General features: G+C 65.1%; 14 protein-coding genes. 11 read left to right on the top strand and 3 right to left on the bottom strand.

Annotated features, from left to right (window positions below; translation table 11 throughout):
- Positions 1-3 precede the first annotated feature (3 nt).
- On the bottom strand, positions 4-711 hold the full coding sequence (locus TX88_RS28150; protein ID WP_162563224.1) for a zf-HC2 domain-containing protein: 708 nt from the start codon (positions 709-711) through the stop codon (positions 4-6).
- A gap of 42 nt (positions 712-753) precedes the next feature.
- Positions 754-2,163, bottom strand: a complete 1,410-nt coding sequence (locus TX88_RS28155; RefSeq protein ID WP_044522541.1) for a short-chain fatty acyl-CoA regulator family protein — start codon at positions 2,161-2,163, stop codon at positions 754-756.
- Between the two features lie 120 nt (positions 2,164-2,283).
- On the opposite strand from TX88_RS28155, the gene prpD reads away from it, so the two are divergent.
- From prpD to TX88_RS28210, 11 genes are all read left to right on the top strand, one after another.
- Positions 2,284-3,789: a 2-methylcitrate dehydratase PrpD gene (prpD, locus tag TX88_RS28160; protein ID WP_044524168.1), complete on the top strand. Its 1,506-nt coding sequence runs from the start codon at positions 2,284-2,286 to the stop codon at positions 3,787-3,789.
- Positions 3,786-4,706, top strand: coding sequence for a methylisocitrate lyase (prpB, locus tag TX88_RS28165; protein WP_044522545.1), 921 nt, complete (start codon positions 3,786-3,788; stop codon positions 4,704-4,706). Before prpD ends, prpB begins: the two co-directional genes overlap by 4 nt.
- Positions 4,703-5,836, top strand: a complete 1,134-nt coding sequence (locus TX88_RS28170) for a bifunctional 2-methylcitrate synthase/citrate synthase (RefSeq protein WP_044522548.1) — start codon at positions 4,703-4,705, stop codon at positions 5,834-5,836. Before prpB ends, TX88_RS28170 begins: the two co-directional genes overlap by 4 nt.
- 25 nt (positions 5,837-5,861) lie before the next feature.
- Complete coding sequence (locus tag TX88_RS28175) at positions 5,862-9,251, top strand: pyruvate carboxylase (protein ID WP_044522552.1); 3,390 nt, start codon at positions 5,862-5,864, stop codon at positions 9,249-9,251.
- Between the two features lie 25 nt (positions 9,252-9,276).
- On the top strand, positions 9,277-10,173 hold the full coding sequence (locus TX88_RS28180; RefSeq protein ID WP_044524170.1) for a mycobacterial-type methylenetetrahydrofolate reductase: 897 nt from the start codon (positions 9,277-9,279) through the stop codon (positions 10,171-10,173).
- A gap of 10 nt (positions 10,174-10,183) precedes the next feature.
- Positions 10,184-10,984, top strand: coding sequence for a dihydropteroate synthase (folP, locus tag TX88_RS28185; RefSeq protein WP_044522559.1), 801 nt, complete (start codon positions 10,184-10,186; stop codon positions 10,982-10,984).
- A gap of 592 nt (positions 10,985-11,576) precedes the next feature.
- Entirely contained in the window at positions 11,577-12,173 is a 597-nt protein-coding gene (locus tag TX88_RS28190; protein ID WP_049925556.1) for a GNAT family N-acetyltransferase, read from the top strand.
- Positions 12,161-12,544, top strand: a complete 384-nt coding sequence (locus tag TX88_RS28195) for an acyl carrier protein (protein ID WP_084622211.1) — start codon at positions 12,161-12,163, stop codon at positions 12,542-12,544. The genes TX88_RS28190 and TX88_RS28195 overlap by 13 nt, the downstream gene beginning before the upstream one ends.
- Complete coding sequence (gene mbtM / locus TX88_RS28200) at positions 12,541-14,106, top strand: long-chain-fatty acid--ACP ligase MbtM (RefSeq protein ID WP_044522579.1); 1,566 nt, start codon at positions 12,541-12,543, stop codon at positions 14,104-14,106. Before TX88_RS28195 ends, mbtM begins: the two co-directional genes overlap by 4 nt.
- Positions 14,107-14,185: 79 nt before the next feature.
- Positions 14,186-14,833, top strand: coding sequence for a dihydrofolate reductase family protein (locus TX88_RS28205; protein WP_044522585.1), 648 nt, complete (start codon positions 14,186-14,188; stop codon positions 14,831-14,833).
- Between the two features lie 125 nt (positions 14,834-14,958).
- Positions 14,959-15,150 (top strand): excalibur calcium-binding domain-containing protein, encoded by a 192-nt coding sequence (locus TX88_RS28210; RefSeq protein ID WP_044522586.1) that lies wholly within the window; start codon positions 14,959-14,961, stop codon positions 15,148-15,150.
- 75 nt (positions 15,151-15,225) lie between these two features.
- Here the strand turns inward: TX88_RS28210 and TX88_RS28215 are convergent, their stop codons facing one another.
- Positions 15,226-15,792 carry a TetR/AcrR family transcriptional regulator gene (locus tag TX88_RS28215; protein ID WP_084622213.1) on the bottom strand — a complete coding sequence of 189 codons (567 nt, stop codon included), beginning with the start codon at positions 15,790-15,792 and terminating at the stop codon, positions 15,226-15,228.
- Positions 15,793-15,813: the final 21 nt, after the last annotated feature.

Genomic DNA, 15,813 nt, shown 5'->3' on the forward strand with positions numbered 1-15,813 from the left:
GGCTCAGGCGGCGGGGTCGTCCGCTGCGCGGAGATGACGACGGGCCGGCGCGGCCGGGCCGGATTCGTCGTCGTCACCACGTGCCTTGGGTGACGGGTCGTGCGGGCGCTTGGTGCGCGACGCCCAGATCGAAACGATCGCTGCCAGCGCCACCGGCACATGACTCAGTACCCGGACCGGGGTGACGAGTCCCGCCAGCGCGTCGGACACGACGTAATAGCCGAGGAATGCGCAGTAGATCACCAGCACGCAGGCGAGACCGGGCGCGATGCGGCGGCGGAAGGCCATCGCAATCGTCGCGATTCCCAGCGCCGCCGACCATGCCGTGGACTCGTTCAGCAAGTGGGCTCCGCTGGCCGAGCCGTGATGCGCGGCAACCATCCCGAAATTGATGCCCGCCGCTTGCGCGATCGCCAAACCCACCTGGACGATCCCGATGACGACGATAGCGGTGGTCAGCAGGTGCCGGCTCAGCCGGTGCCAGAGTTCGCTCAGCGCATTGGTCCTGCGGTTCGGGCGTCCACTCACCGCGCCGATCAGTCCGGTGTTGGCCAGATCGCGCAGTTGCAGGGCCAGGGATCCGGCCTTGTCGTACCAGGTGGCGCAGTCAGGGCAACCACGCAGATGCTCGTCGACGCGCGCAGAGGGGACCGGCTCACGCTCCCCATCGAGGCGCGCCGAAAGCGCCTCCCGTGCCACCACGCAGTCCACCGGGCCATTCTCCCGCATTGACCTCGTGGATTGCACACCTGCTCAGGCTGTCGGCGAGTAGGGCAGATTGCTGCTGGTCTGCGGGTCGACGTGCACGGGCCTGCCCACATACGGGAAGGCGCGTTGCGGGCAGGCCGGGCGATCACAGATTCGGCAACCCGCTCCGATGGGCACCGTAGCTTCGGGATCGCCGAGATCGATGCCCACCGAATAGATGAGTTTGTCGGCATGGGCAAGGTCGCACCCCAGCCCGATCGCGAAGTTCTTGGGCGTTCCCAGGTACCTGCTCGGTACCGAGGGTGACGTCCTCGCGATCCAGAAGTACTTTCGTCCGTCGGGCATCTGGGCCACCTGGGTCAAGAACTCGCCCGGCCTGGAGAATGCCTGGTGTACTACCCACAGCGGGCAGTTGCCGCCGACCCGGGAGAAGTGAAAGGCCGTGGCGGACTGACGTTTCGATATGTTTCCCGCGCTGTCGGTGCGGACGAAGATGAACGGGACGCCGCGCGCGTCCGGACGCTGCAGGGTGGACAGGCGATGGCAGATGGTCTCGAATCCCATTTCGAAACGGCGGGCGAGCTGATCGATGTCGTAGCGCAGGTCTTCGGCCGCAGCCAGGAACATCCGGTACGGGAGCAGCAGGGCGCCGGCGAAGTAGTTGGCCAGCCCGACACGGGCCACATCCCTTGCCTCGGTGCTCAATTGGTCGTCGGTGGCGACGATCGAGTCGATCAGTTTGGAATGCAGCAGCAACGCTATCTGGGTGGCGAGCTGGAACGCCCGCTGGCCGGGCAACAACCACCGTGCCACGTACAGCGTGCCGGCCTCGGGCTGATACCGGCGTTTCATGCTGGCGCCCAGTACATCTCCGTCATCGACGATCACCGAGATGCCGAACTCGCTGAAAAGTAGGTCCGCCAGTTGCCGGTCCAGGCCGCCGCTCTGCAGGCGGTGGCGGGCGAAAAGATCCTCGGCGGCGCGGTCGAGGGCATCAATGTAGTTGCGGCGGTCGTAGAAGAAGTCGCGTACCTCTTCGAAAGGCATGGGTTGCTGCGCACCTGCCTGCGCATCCAGGTTGGCCCGACCGTGCACGGCCTCCAGTTCCGCGGTGGCATCGTGCAGACGGCGATGCATGCTGACCATGGTCTGGCCGATCTCGGGCATGCGGGCGACTAGTTCCTCGATCTGCGTTGCGGTGGCAGGGCCGTCGGCCAGAATCTCGCGCAAGTCGGACACCAGCCGGGCATCGGCATCTGGGGTGAAGTACTGCGTCGGCAAGTCGAAGCGATCGGCCAGGGCCAGCAGAACCGGCACCGTGATCGGCCGCTGGTCGTTCTCGAGTTGGTTGACGTAGCTCGTCGAGAGTCCCAGCGCGCGCGCCAGCGCGACCTGTGTCAGGCCTCTCTCGTCACGCAGCCGTCGCAGACGGGCGCCGGCGAATGTCTTGGTCACCGCTGTCGAGGCTACCCCGATCGGCTTTCGCAAGATTCGCAAAAGTGGCCGCGAAAGGACACAAAAATACGCATTTACAGGTGCTTTCCCCGGTGATCGCGGCTGCGTACCGTGCGGATCATGCTTGAACACGACGTCAGAACCCGGCGCAGCGCCGAGGACTTCCCGCGTAGCGAACACCTGGCCTGGAAGATCGCCGAGATCGCCGCCGACCCGGTCGCCGTACCGCCCGAGACCGAGGCGATGGTGATCAACCGCATCATCGACAACGCCGCGGTGTCGGCTGCGTCGGTGATTCGCCGGCCGGTGACGGTGGCCCGTGCCCAGGCGCTCGCGCACAAGGCGCCGCGGGGTGCCACCGTGTTCGGTGTCGACGGCACGGTTTCGCCCGAGTGGGCGGCCTGGGCCAACGGCGTCGCAGTTCGCGAGCTGGACTTCCACGACACGTTCCTGGCCGCCGAATACTCCCACCCGGGTGACAACATCCCCGCGCTCGTCGCCGTGGCCCAGCAGCTCGGCGTGAACGGTGCTGACCTCATCCGCGGTATCGCAACCGCCTACGAGGTGCAGGTCGACCTGGTCAAGGGAATCTGCCTGCACCGACACAAGATCGACCACGTCGCCCACCTCGGGCCGTCGGTCGCCGCCGGGCTCGGCACCATGCTGCGGCTGGATCCCGAAACCATCTACGCCGCAATCGGTCAGGCCCTGCACCTGACCACCGCCACCCGCCAGTCGCGCAAGGGCCTGATCTCCAGCTGGAAGGCCTACGCGCCGGCATGGGCGGGCAAGGTCGCCATCGAGGCCGTGGACCGCGCGATGCGCGGCGAGGGTTCGCCTGCCCCGATCTGGGAGGGCGAGGACGGCGTGATCGCCTGGATGCTCGCCGGCCCCGAGCACACCTACCAGGTTCCGCTGCCCGGACCGGGTGAACCCAAGCGCGCCATCCTGGACACCTACACCAAGGAACACTCGGCGGAGTACCAGAGCCAGGCGCCGATCGACCTGGCGCGGCGGATGCGCGAGCGTATCGGCGACCTGGACCAGATCGCCACCATCGTGCTGCACACCAGCCATCACACCCACGTCGTGATCGGTACCGGGTCCAACGATCCGCAGAAATTCGATCCGGATGCGTCCCGCGAGACGCTGGACCACTCGGTGATGTACATCTTCGCCGTCGCGCTGCAGGACGGGACCTGGCATCACGAACGGTCGTATGCACCCGAGCGGGCGCACCGCGCCGAAACCATCGAGCTGTGGCGCAAGATCTCCACGGTCGAGGATCCGGAGTGGACGCGGCGGTACCACTCGAATGACCCGGCGGAGAAGGCGTTCGGTGCCAAAGCTGTCGTCACCCTCAAGAGCGGCGAAACGATCGTCGACGAACTCGCTGTCGCCGACGCCCACCCGTTGGGGGCGCGGCCGTTCGAGCGTGAACAGTATGTCGCCAAGTTCGCAGAGCTGGCCGACGGCGTCGTCGAAAGCGAAGAGCAGCAACGGTTCCTGAGTGCGGTCGAGAACGTCTCGGCGACCAAGTCGGGTGGGCTCGGCGCGCTCAATGTCCGGGTCGATCCGCGCGTGTTGGACAAGGCGCCGACGATCCCCTCGGGGATTTTCCGATGAGCGTCGGCTTGCTCGGCTCTGCTGCTTCTGCGGCCGACAAGCGCCGGAAGTTCCGACGCGGTTTGGAATCCGGCCGGCTCCTGCGCTTTCCCGGTGCGTTCTCCCCGCTGGTCGCCAAGCTCGTCGCCGAGATCGGTTTCGACGGCGTCTACGTCTCGGGCGCGGTTCTGTCCGCCGACTTGGGTCTGCCGGACATCGGCCTGACCACGCTGACCGAGGTGGCGGGGCGCGGTGCCCAGATCGCTTCGGGCACAGATCTTCCGACGTTGATCGATGCCGACACCGGGTTCGGTGAACCGATGAGTGCGGCCCGTACCGTGACTCTGCTCGAAGATGCCGGCCTGGCCGGACTTCACTTGGAAGACCAGGTGAATCCGAAGCGGTGCGGGCATCTCGACGGCAAGGCGGTCGTCGAGACGGCCGAGATGGTCAAGCGGCTGCGGGCCGCCGTCTCGGCACGCCGTGATCCCGATTTCGTCATCTGTGCCCGTACCGATGCCGCGGGGATCGAGGGGATCGCCGCGGCGATCGACCGGGCCAAGGCGTACGCCGACGCCGGCGCGGACCTGATCTTCACCGAGGCGCTGCAGACTCCTGCGGACTTCGAGCAGTTCAGGGAGGCGGTGGACGTCCCATTGCTGGCCAACATGACGGAATTCGGAAAGTCCGAACTGCTGACCACTCAACATTTGTCCGAGATCGGCTACAACGCGGTGATCTACCCGGTTACCACACTGCGCCTGGCCATGCATGCCGTCGAGATAGGTCTGCGCGAAATTTCCTCGGCAGGTACGCAATCCGGCCTTCTCGATCAGATGCAACACCGAAGCCGGCTCTACGAACTCCTGCGTTACAACGACTACAACCAGTTCGACTCGGACATCTTCAATTTCTCGCTGCAAGGGGCGACGCCATGACCGTTACCGAGAACGACACAGCCAAACCGAGCATCCACAAAGGCCTGGCCGGGGTGGTGGTCGACACCACCGCCATCTCCAAGGTGGTGCCCGAGACCAACACGCTGACCTATCGCGGTTACCCGGTGCAGGACCTGGCCGCACACTGCAGCTTCGAGCAGGTGGCCTACCTGCTGTGGCACGGTGAGCTGCCGACCGATCAAGAATTGGCCTTGTTCACCCAGCGCGAGCGGGCCTCGCGCCGGATCGACCGTTCGATGCAGTCGCTGCTGGCCAAGCTGCCGGACAACTGCCATCCGATGGATGTGGTGCGTACCGCGATCAGTTACCTGGGTGCTGAGGATCCGGAAGAGGATGACAGCAGCCCCTCGGCCAACATGGCCAAGTCGCTGCGGATGTTCGCGGTTCTACCGACCATCGTCGCCGCCGATATGCGTAGGCGGCGCGGGCTGGAACCGATCGCCCCGCACAGTCACATGGGGTATTCGGAGAACTTCCTCAACATGTGCTTCGGTGAAGTGCCGGACCCGTTGATCGTCAACGCCTTCGAGCAGTCGATGGTCCTCTACGCCGAACACAGCTTCAACGCGTCCACGTTCGCGGCACGGGTTGTCACCTCGACCCAGTCCGACATCTACAGCGCCGTCACGGCCGCCATCGGAGCCTTGAAGGGCTCACTGCACGGCGGCGCCAACGAGGCCGTGATGCACGACATGCTCAAGATCGGGTCAGCGGACCGCGCCGCTGAATGGTTGCACGGCAAGCTGTCGCGCAAGGACAAGGTGATGGGATTCGGCCATCGGGTCTACAAGAACGGTGATTCCCGGGTGCCTACCATGAAGGCCGCTCTGCAAGAGGTTGCTGCTGTGCGCGACGGGCAGCAGTGGCTGGACATGTACAACGTGCTGGAGAGCGCGATGTTCGCGGCCACCAAGATCAAGCCGAACCTGGACTTTCCGACCGGGCCGGCCTACTACCTCATGGGCTTTGACATCCCCAGCTTCACACCGCTTTTCGTGATGAGCCGGATCACCGGCTGGACTGCCCACATCATGGAGCAGGCCGCGTCGAACGCGCTCATCCGTCCGCTCAGTGACTACAGCGGGCATCCACAACGGGCCTTGGCGTAGCTCGCCCAAGCTCTGAAAGGAAACTGTGGTCGACAAGGTTCTGGTCGCCAACCGCGGCGAGATCGCGATCCGTGCATTTCGCGCAGCCTACGAACTCGGGCTCTCGACGGTGGCCGTCTATCCCTATGAGGACCGAAACTCTCAGCATCGGCTCAAGGCCGACGAGTCGTATCAGATAGGTGCGGAAGGTCATCCGGTCCGTGCCTATCTATCGGTCGACGAGATCATCCGGGTTGCCCGGGAGGCGGGTGCGGATGCGATCTATCCCGGGTACGGGTTCCTGTCCGAGAACCCTGAGCTGGCACGGGCCTGCGAGCAGGCGGGAATCACGTTCGTCGGCCCCTCGGCCGATGTGCTGGAGCTGACCGGGAACAAGGCGCGCGCCATCGCCGAGGCCCGCAAGGCGGGCCTGCCGGTGCTGGCCTCGTCGGACCCGTCGAGTTCGGTCGAGGAATTGTTGACCGCAGCGGAATCGATGACCTTCCCGGTGTTCGTGAAAGCCGTTGCCGGCGGTGGCGGTCGGGGCATGCGCCGAGTCAACGAACCGGCAGATCTTCGCGAAGCCATCGAGGCGGCCAGCCGGGAAGCTCAGTCCGCGTTCGGCGACCCCACAGTTTTCCTTGAGCAGGCCGTGATCAATCCGCGGCATATCGAGGTACAGATCCTGGCTGACAACCAGGGCAACATCATCCACCTTTTCGAGCGCGACTGCAGCCTGCAACGGCGCCACCAGAAGGTGATCGAGCTGGCACCAGCGGCTCTGGATCCCGAACTACGGCAGAGGATCTGCGCTGACGCCGTCGCATTCGCCCGCCAGATCGGATACTCCTGCGCGGGTACGGTCGAGTTCCTGCTCGATGAGCGGGGCCGGCACGTCTTCATCGAGTGCAACCCCCGCATCCAGGTTGAGCACACGGTGACAGAGGAGATCACCGATGTGGATCTGGTATCGAGCCAGTTGCGGATCGCCGGGGGAGATTCCCTGGCGGATCTCGGACTGACCCAGGACGCCTTGAAGATTCGCGGGGCCGCCCTGCAATGCCGGATCACCACCGAGGATCCAACGAATGGCTTCCGTCCCGACACCGGGCGCATCACCGGGTACCGGTCACCCGGCGGTGCCGGTGTGCGGCTGGATGGTGGCACCAATCTGGGCGCTGAAGTGGCCGCGCATTTCGATTCCATGCTGGTGAAGCTGACCTGTCGAGGTCGTGACTTCCCGACGGCGGTGGCGCGCGCCCGTCGCGCCGTGGCGGAATTCCGGATTCGCGGAGTGGCCACCAACATCCCATTCCTGGCTGCGGTTCTCGACGATCCGGATTTCATCGCGGGGCGGGTGACGACGTCGTTCATCGAGCAACGACCCCAGCTGCTCACCGCGCGCGGCAGTGCGGATCGTGGCACCAAGATCCTCAATTATCTGGCAGATGTGACGGTCAACCAGCCGCACGGCCCACGCCCGTCGGCCGTCTACCCGCGCGACAAGCTGCCCGCGTGTGATCTGACTGTCCCCGCACCCGCAGGCTCCAAGCAGCGGCTGGCTGAACTCGGTCCCGAAGGCTTCGCCTCCTGGCTGCGGAACAGCAAGTCAATTGGGCTCACCGACACCACTTTTCGCGATGCACATCAATCCCTGCTGGCCACCCGGGTGCGGACCAGCGGACTGATCCGCGTCGCGCCCTACATCGCGCGGATGATGCCGCAGTTGCTGTCCGTTGAATGTTGGGGAGGTGCGACCTACGACGTCGCCCTGCGCTTCCTCAAGCAGGACCCGTGGGAGCGGTTGGCCGCGCTGCGCGAGGCGCTGCCCAACATATGCCTGCAGATGCTGTTGCGGGGCCGCAACACCGTGGGCTACACGCCATATCCGGAGACAGTGACGCGCGGGTTCGTCGATGAAGCAGCCGCAACCGGGATCGACATCTTCCGGATCTTCGATGCGCTCAACAACGTGGATTCGATGCGTCCGGCCATCGACGCTGTCCGCGACACCGGCACGACCATCGCCGAAGTCGCGATGTCGTACACCGGCGACCTCTCCGACCCCGGTGAACGTCTCTACACGCTCGACTACTACCTGCGGTTGGCCGAGCAGATCGTCGAGGCCGGCGCGCATGTGTTGGCGATCAAGGACATGGCGGGGTTGCTGCGAGCGCCGGCCGCCGCGACCTTGGTGAGCGCCCTGAGATCACGGTTCGATCTGCCGGTGCACGTGCACACCCACGACACTCCCGGCGGCCAACTGGCCACCTACGTCGCGGCGTGGACTGCCGGAGCCGATGCCGTCGACGGTGCCGCAGCCCCGTTGGCCGGCACCACAAGTCAGCCGTCGTTGTCGTCGATTGTGGCTGCCGCCGCGCACAGCCAGTTCGACACCGGCTTGTCCCTGGATGCCGTGTGTGACCTTGAGCCGTACTGGGAGGCGTTGCGCAAGGTCTACGCGCCGTTTGATGTAGTGGCGTCGGGTCCTGCGTCTCCCACCGGACGGGTCTACACCCACGAGATCCCCGGCGGCCAGCTGAGTAATCTCCGGCAACAGGCGATCGCTTTGGGCCTGGGTGACCGCTTCGAAGACATAGAAGCGAATTACGCTGCGGCTGACCGGATGTTGGGCCGGTTGGTGAAAGTCACCCCGTCGAGCAAGGTGGTGGGGGACCTCGCGTTGTCCTTTGTCGGCGCTGGTGTGGGTGCCGCCGAATTCGCCGCCGACCCGGCTCGCTACGACATTCCGGACAGTGTGATCGGTTTCCTGCGGGGAGAACTCGGAGATCCTGCGGGTGGTTGGCCGGAACCTCTGCGCACCAAGGCGCTCGATGGTCGGGGCCCGGCCAGACCTGTACAGGATCTGTCCGCTGAGGATGAAATCTTGTTGGCCGCACCGGGGCCCAAGCGGCAGGCGGCTCTCAACCGGTTGTTGTTCCCCGGGCCCGCGGCAGAGTTCGAAGCGCATCGCGACGAGTACGGTGAAACCTCGCGATTGAGTGCCAATCAGTTCTTCTACGGTCTGCGTCACGGAGAGGAACATCGGGTCAAACTGGATCCGGGTGTCGAATTGCTGATCGGGCTCGAGGCGATCTCAGAAGCCGACGAGCGGGGAATGCGCACGGTGATGTGCATCCTCAACGGACAGCTGCGGCCGATCGTGGTGCGCGACCGCAGCATCGCCAGTGAGGTCCCGGCCGCTGAGAAGGCCGACCGGAACAACTCTGCGCATGTCGGTGCGCCCTTCGCGGGCGTGGTTTCGGTCAATGTCGTTGAGGGCCAGGTCGTCGAAGCCGGCCAGTCCATCGCGACCATCGAAGCCATGAAAATGGAAGCAGCCATCACCGCGCCTGAATCCGGCACGGTCAACAGAATCGCGGTCGCGCAGACTGCTCAGGTTGAAGGTGGCGATCTTCTGGTCGTCGTCGGATAGTGCGGTGGCTGCATTGGAGGTACCTGTGCCCTTGAACACCGTCGCGCTCGAGTTGGTGCCACCAAACATCGACCTCGGAGTCGACCACGCCGTGGAGGATGCGCGAAAGGTGGCGCGGCTCTCCGCGGAGAGCGGCATGGCAGGACGTCTCGGCCACGTCATGCTCCCGGCGATGATCACCGAGGATGGTGACCGCCCGATAGAGATGAAGCCCAAGATGGACGTCCTGGACTACTGGCAGGCGATCCAAACCGAGCTTCCGGGTGTGCGCGGCTTGTGCACCCAGGTCACGTCGTTCTCGGACGAGGCCGTGTTGCGGGATCGGCTGACGGATTTGAGCGCGGCGGGTTTCGACGGCGTGATCTTCGTCGGTGTGCCGCGCACGATGAGCGACGGTGAAGGCTCCGGCGTCGCACCCACTGACGCCCTGGCCAAATTCGACGGCCTTGTCGAGAACCGCGGGGTGATCCTGATCCCGACCCGCGATGCCGAGCAGGGTCGCTTCACTTTCAAATGCGATCAGGGCGCCACGTTCGCCATGACGCAGCTGCTGTACTCGGATGCGGTGGTCGAGTTTCTGCAGCGGTTCGCCCTGGAAAGCGACCACCGGCCAGAGGTTCTGCTGTCGTTCGGTTTCGTGCCGAAGTTGGAGAACAAGGTCGGCCTCATCGATTGGCTGATCCAGGACCCCGGCAATGACGCCGTTGCGCAGGAGCAGGCCTTCGTCAGATCCCTGGCGGGCGGTGAGCCCGACGCGAAACGGAGACAACTGGTCGATCTCTACAAGCGGGTCATCGACGGGGTGGTCGATCTCGGGTTCCCGTTGAGCCTGCACTTTGAGGCGCCATACGGTGTTTCCCGGCCGGCATTCGAGACGTTCGCCGAGATGCTGGCGTACTGGTCACCGAAACAGGCGTCCTGATCGGACCGCGATGAACGCACGGTCCAATCCCGGCCAGATGAAGGTGATGGGGGTGCTGAACGCCACTCCCGACTCTTTCTGGGTCGACAGCAGGTTCGATGTCACCGCGTTGGCGATCGCGGCGGGGCGAAAGATGTTCGAAGACGGGGCGTGGGCGGTGGATGTGGGTGGAGAGTCCACTCGTCCAGGTGCCACCCCGGTGTCGATCGATGAGGAACGCAACCGTGTGCTTCCCGTCGTCGCTGGGCTTGCCCACCTGGGCACGGTCTCGGTGGACACGCGCAATCGCGAGGTGGCCGAAGAGGCGGTGCTGGCCGGTGCCGGCATCATCAACGACGTCTCGGGCAAGCTCTGCGATGTTGCGGGGCAGCTCGGTGTCGGTTACGTGAGCATGCACGCCCACACGGTTCCCGTCGTCGCGGAAGGCTTCCCGGAGTACGAGGATGTGGTCAGCGACGTGACGGGCTTTGTCACCGGGGTCGCGCAGACGGCTGCCGCCGGCGGTGCCGCTCCGGTGTGGATCGATCCAGGCATCGGATTCGGCAAATCCCCTCGACATAACCTGGAGTTGCTGCGCCGGCTTCCTGAGCTCTGCGATCACGGCTTTCCGGTGTTGGTCGGGGTGAGCCGAAAATCGTTCGTCGGCAACGTCACCGGACGCGCAGTGGACGCCCGCCTGGCGGGATCGCTGGCCGTCGTCGCGCCCGCGTGGTCGGCGGGCGTCGATGTCATCCGAGTTCATGATGTCGTCGAGACAATGGACACCATCGCAATGCTGGAGGCGATCTGGGGACCGCCGCCGGTCCCGTGACGCCGGATCTGCCCGCGAAGTGTGGGATAGCCCACATCTGGTGCGGGTGCCCCGATGCGGAATTGGCTGAGGCGCGGCCCCGGCGGAGAAAACCGACCACAACCACCCCGCTCGGTTGGTACGGGCGTTCGCGGAGATACCCAGATCGCCTCGCATCGGCCCGCACTCGCGAGTCGAAGTGCGGCCGTCGTGGTCTGACGCCCATGGTGCTCGCTGAGGGTGCGAAAAGGGCTGTTGTACTGCTTTTTTGAAACCGCACCGAATATTGACGGTTGTTTTGGGTTTCATCAGAGCCCGGCTTGTGTGCGGAAAGGGACTCCCCATCATCGGGGGAGATTTGGTTAGTGTCACCCTCGCTGATCTGAGGAGGCTGCGGGTCTGGGCGTGGCGCACACACATGGGTGGCGTCCCCCGACCTGCGCCGGACATAGGGGGATGGGCGTTTGACGTGCGATGAAGTGCTGCAGCGCAGCGCAACTGGTGATGCGCTTGCTCGAACGCAGCGCGGCGCGTGACCGACGTGTCATCGCGGACAGGGGGCGCTACGGCCGATTCCCGGGTGCGGCACGATGGTTACTCGCCGGACTACCCGGTGCTTCCACGGGAACTCAAGAACGTCTCCGACGCCGTACGGCAAGCCCCGGGGCCCCCAGTTCCACAACTGTTGCGGCCGAGCAAGGTTCGGGTGGCCACCGATGACGATGCGACCCTCATTGCCGAGTGGATGAATCGGCCGCACCTGGTCGAGACATGGGAATATGACTGGCCGGTCGAGCGCTGGCGCAATCATCTGAAAGCGCAGGTCGAGGGCGACTATTCACTGCCGCTCGTCCTGAGCATCGGTGGGGTGGACCGTGGCTACCTCGAAATCTACCGTGCCGCCAAAGATTCCATCGCCGACCGCTACGACAGTGAGCCGCACGATCTGGGCTTGCACGGCGCGATCGCCGACGAGGAATTGGTCAACCGTGGGCTCGGCCCGATGCTGCTGCCCAAGATCGTCGCAAGCGTCTTGACCGCCGATCCCGACTGTCAGCGGATCATGTTCGACCCCGACCACCGCAACGCGACGGTGCGGGGGTTGTGTGAGTTCGCCGGGTGCCGGTTCCTCGGTGAGCACGAGATGTCCAACCGCAGGATGGCGCTCTACCAACTCGACCGGGACACCGCCCGGAAATGGATGGCTTGACACCAGACTGTTCAATCCGGCTGCTCGACAGCCGGTTCCAAATCAATCGATCCGTAGCGGAAACGAAAGGTGAGGCTTGGTCTCATCGACCAGCCGGATACTCACATATGACCGATACCAATTCATCGACACCGCTCGCTGTCACCGACGGGCTGGTCTCCATCCTGCGTGACGATCTCGAACTGCCATGTCAGTCACTCAGTACCACTACACGTCTCGTCGACGACCTGGGGATGGATTCGGTGTCGTTCGCCGTGGGCCTGGTGTCCATCGAGGAGAAGTTCGGTGTGCAGCTCAGCGAGGAAGACCTCATCACCTGCCAGACCGTCGGAGATCTGCAGTCGGTGATCGACCGCAGGAGCGCAGCGTGAACCCGCTCGCAGGAGCCCTGCGGGAGGCAATGGTCGGCTCACCGCACGACCTGGTGGTCCTGGATCGCGAGACCGATACCTGGCAGCGACGTCCGTGGCCAGAGGTGCACGGAATCGCCGAGAGCATTGCGGCCTACCTGCTGGGCCGGGACCAGCCCGGTGCGGTGGGGCTGGTCGGCGAACCGACGGTGGAATTGATTGCCGCCATTCAGGGTTCGTGGCTGGCGGGTTCGGGCGTGTCCATTCTTCCGCGTCCCCAACGCGGCGCCGAACCATCGGAGTGGGCGCAGGCGACGTTGGCCCGGTTCCACAGCATCGGCGTAACCACGGTGTTCAGCTACGGCGCCACCCTGCAACTGCTTCAGGCCGCAGGGTCCCCGCTCGCGGTGTACGACATCGCCGACGCCGCACGCACGCCGACATCGACGCACCTGCGGTATCCCGACAGTGCCGACGTGGCCATCCTGCAGGGCACCGCCGGATCCACCGGAACTCCACGCACTGCGGTGCTGGCACCGGAGGCCGTGCTGAACAACATCCTGTCCGTGACCCAGCGATTGTCGCTGGGCCACAACGACGTCGGATGTTCATGGTTGCCGATCTACCACGACATGGGCCTGGCGATGGTGCTGACATCGACAATGTCCGGCGGGTCATTGTGGCTGGCCCCGACGGGCGCGTTCTCGGCCGCGCCGCTCCGGTGGGCCGAATGGCTGTCCGAATCACGCGCAACCCTCACTGCCGGCCCGAATTTCGGTTACTCGGTGCTCGGCCGATTCGCCAACCGCGTCTCCGACGTCGACCTCGGCGCGCTGCGGATAGCGATCAACGGTGGTGAACCCGTCGACTGTGCCGGAGTCGATCGGTTTGCCATCGGCATGAGCCGGTTCGGCTTCGACGCCGGCGCCATGGCGCCTTCATACGGAATGGCCGAGTCGACCTGCGCGGTGACCATCCCCGCGCCCGGGGAGGGCCTGCGCATCGACATTCCGGACGCTGCGGACACCTCCCGGCGCTACGCGCTGCTGGGTCGTCCGGTGCCGGGCATGGAGATTCGTATCGTGCCGTCTGCACACGACGAGACGGGTGAATCCGGGGAAGTCGAGATCCGCGGTTCGTCGATGATGACGTCCTACCTGGGAGTTGAACCCACTGACGCGGGTAGCAACGGCCAGTGGTTCCCGACCGGCGACATCGGTTACCTCGTTGACGGTGCATTGGTGATCTGCGGGCGCTCGAAAGAGATCATCACGATCGCGGGACGCAACATTTTCCCCACCGAGATCGAGCAGGTCGTCGGTGAGGTGGACGGCGTGCGCGAGGGAGCGGTCGTCGCGGTCGGCACCGAATCCGGCGCCGCGCAATCTCGGCTACTGGTGGCAGCGGAGTTCATCGGAACCGAGCAGGACACCACCCGCAGCGCCGTGATCCGGCGGGTTGTGTCGGTGTGCGGTGTCACGCCTGCCGACGTCGTGCTGATGTCGCCGGGATCATTGCCGCGCACATCGTCGGGAAAGCTCCGGCGGCTCGAGGTCCGACGCCAACTGGAGGCGGCGCGGTAGCCGCCTGGGTCGCGCGATGAGTTTTACCCTCGTTCCGAGTCCAATCAGCATCCACCGCTGAACGAACGGGAGAGAACTCGTGGTCCAACTGCTCAAAGTCCAGAATTTCAACGTCTCCAGCGACGGATTCGGCGCCGGCGACGACCAGAGCTTTGAGCGTCCCTTCGGTCACGCCGACCCGGGGACGATGTTCGCCTGGGCCGGCGCGACGGCGAGCTGGCCCAACCGGACAGAGCCTGGCGGTAGCCGGGGCCTCGACGATTACCTCACCCGGGATTTTCATCACAACATCGGTGCCGAGATCATGGGCCGCAACAAGTTCAGTCCGTACCGTGGCCCCTGGCAGGACCACGATTGGCAGGGCTGGTGGGGTGACGTGCCGCCGTTCCATACCCCGGTGTTCGTCCTGACCCACCACGAACGGCCGTCGTTCAGCCTGTCCGACACCACGTTCCACTTCGTCAACGCCGATCCGGCGACGGTGCTGGAGCAGGCCCGGGCCGCCGCGCAGGGCAAGGATGTTCGGCTGGGCGGGGGAGCGAGCACCATCCGGGAGTTCCTCGACGCCGACCTGGTCGACACCTTGCATGTGGCGGTGTCGCCCGCCGAGTTGGGCAGCGGGTCGCGTCTGTGGGAGTCACCCGACGAGTTGAACGACCGGTTCCACCACGACGTCGTGCCCAGCCCCGGGGGCGCGGTCACCCATCACCTGTTCTGGAGACGGTGAGACCTTTGTTTTCGTGACCTGAGCAACCGTCACACCACTTTTTTGAATTGCCATCGAGCAATGGTGCGTTCCGATTACGCTGCGCTTGCCTGACGCAGGCGTCAATATCAAGATCGGAGCTCTCCATGGTTCGTGCACTCATCGCGGCAGCGATATTCGGTGGTCTCGTCCTGGGCGGATCGGCTACAGCCGCAGCCGACCCGTACTACAAGAACTGCAGCGCCGCCAGGCAAGCCGGCGCAGCGCCGATACACGAGGGTGAGCCCGGATATGCCGAGCATCTCGACCGAGACGGCGACGGTGTCGCCTGCGAGTAAAGCCCGCGGAGAAACAGCCCTGCCTCTGAGAAGGGGCAGGGCTGATTTTTCTCCGGATAGGTGGGACGAGAGCGATCAACCCCCGCAACGCACCCCGCGCTCGAAGGTGCGGATGACGGCGGGGGCGGCCGCGTGCTGCGGCATGAGGCCGTCCTTGGAGTCCTGGCAGGCCCACATCACCAGACCGTAGAGGGCGTGTTCGAGCCATTGTGTGCTCGATTCCGGATCGAACACGCCTTCGGCCTGGCCGCGTTCGATCAGCGTGGTGAGGTAACTGTTGTCGGGTACCACCTCGGGTGGCAGGCCGCGAAGAACGTTGGGGTCGTCGAAAAGAAACAGCAGCCGGTTGCCGACCGAGATCATCGCGTTGATGACGCGCCGCATCGCCTCGATCGCGCAGCCGTCCTCAGGCGCGGCAGCGGCCACAGCGTTGGTCACGACCTGCACCGAGTCGAGAATTGTCGCGTTGATCAGGCTTTCCCGGTCGGGAAAGTAGCGGTGCACCGTGGTGCGGCCGACCCCGGCCTCCTTGGCGATATCGGGCAACGTCGCGGTCCGGTCGTCAGCTAGGACGACGGCGGCGGCCTCGATGATCGCACCACGGGTGCGCCACTGGGTGGCCGAGAGCTCGCCTGTGCTCATGCGTCGATGGTATCGACGCGG

Origin of the sequence: Mycolicibacterium septicum DSM 44393 (assembly GCF_000455325.1) — a bacterium.
Taxonomy (GTDB): Bacteria; Actinomycetota; Actinomycetes; order Mycobacteriales; family Mycobacteriaceae; genus Mycobacterium; species Mycobacterium septicum.

Bases quoted from the DNA above. Each gene is read 5' to 3' on its own strand.
- prpD (WP_044524168.1), top strand. From the start codon at position 2,284: ATGCTTGAACACGACGTCAGAACCCGGCGCAGCGCCGAGGACTTCCCG.
- prpB (WP_044522545.1), top strand. From the start codon at position 3,786: ATGAGCGTCGGCTTGCTCGGCTCTGCTGCTTCTGCGGCCGACAAGCGC.
- TX88_RS28170 (WP_044522548.1), top strand. From the start codon at position 4,703: ATGACCGTTACCGAGAACGACACAGCCAAACCGAGCATCCACAAAGGC.
- folP (WP_044522559.1), top strand. From the start codon at position 10,184: ATGAACGCACGGTCCAATCCCGGCCAGATGAAGGTGATGGGGGTGCTG.
- TX88_RS28195 (WP_084622211.1), top strand. From the start codon at position 12,161: ATGGATGGCTTGACACCAGACTGTTCAATCCGGCTGCTCGACAGCCGG.
- TX88_RS28210 (WP_044522586.1), top strand. From the start codon at position 14,959: ATGGTTCGTGCACTCATCGCGGCAGCGATATTCGGTGGTCTCGTCCTG.
- TX88_RS28215 (WP_084622213.1), bottom strand. From the start codon at position 15,792: ATGAGCACAGGCGAGCTCTCGGCCACCCAGTGGCGCACCCGTGGTGCG.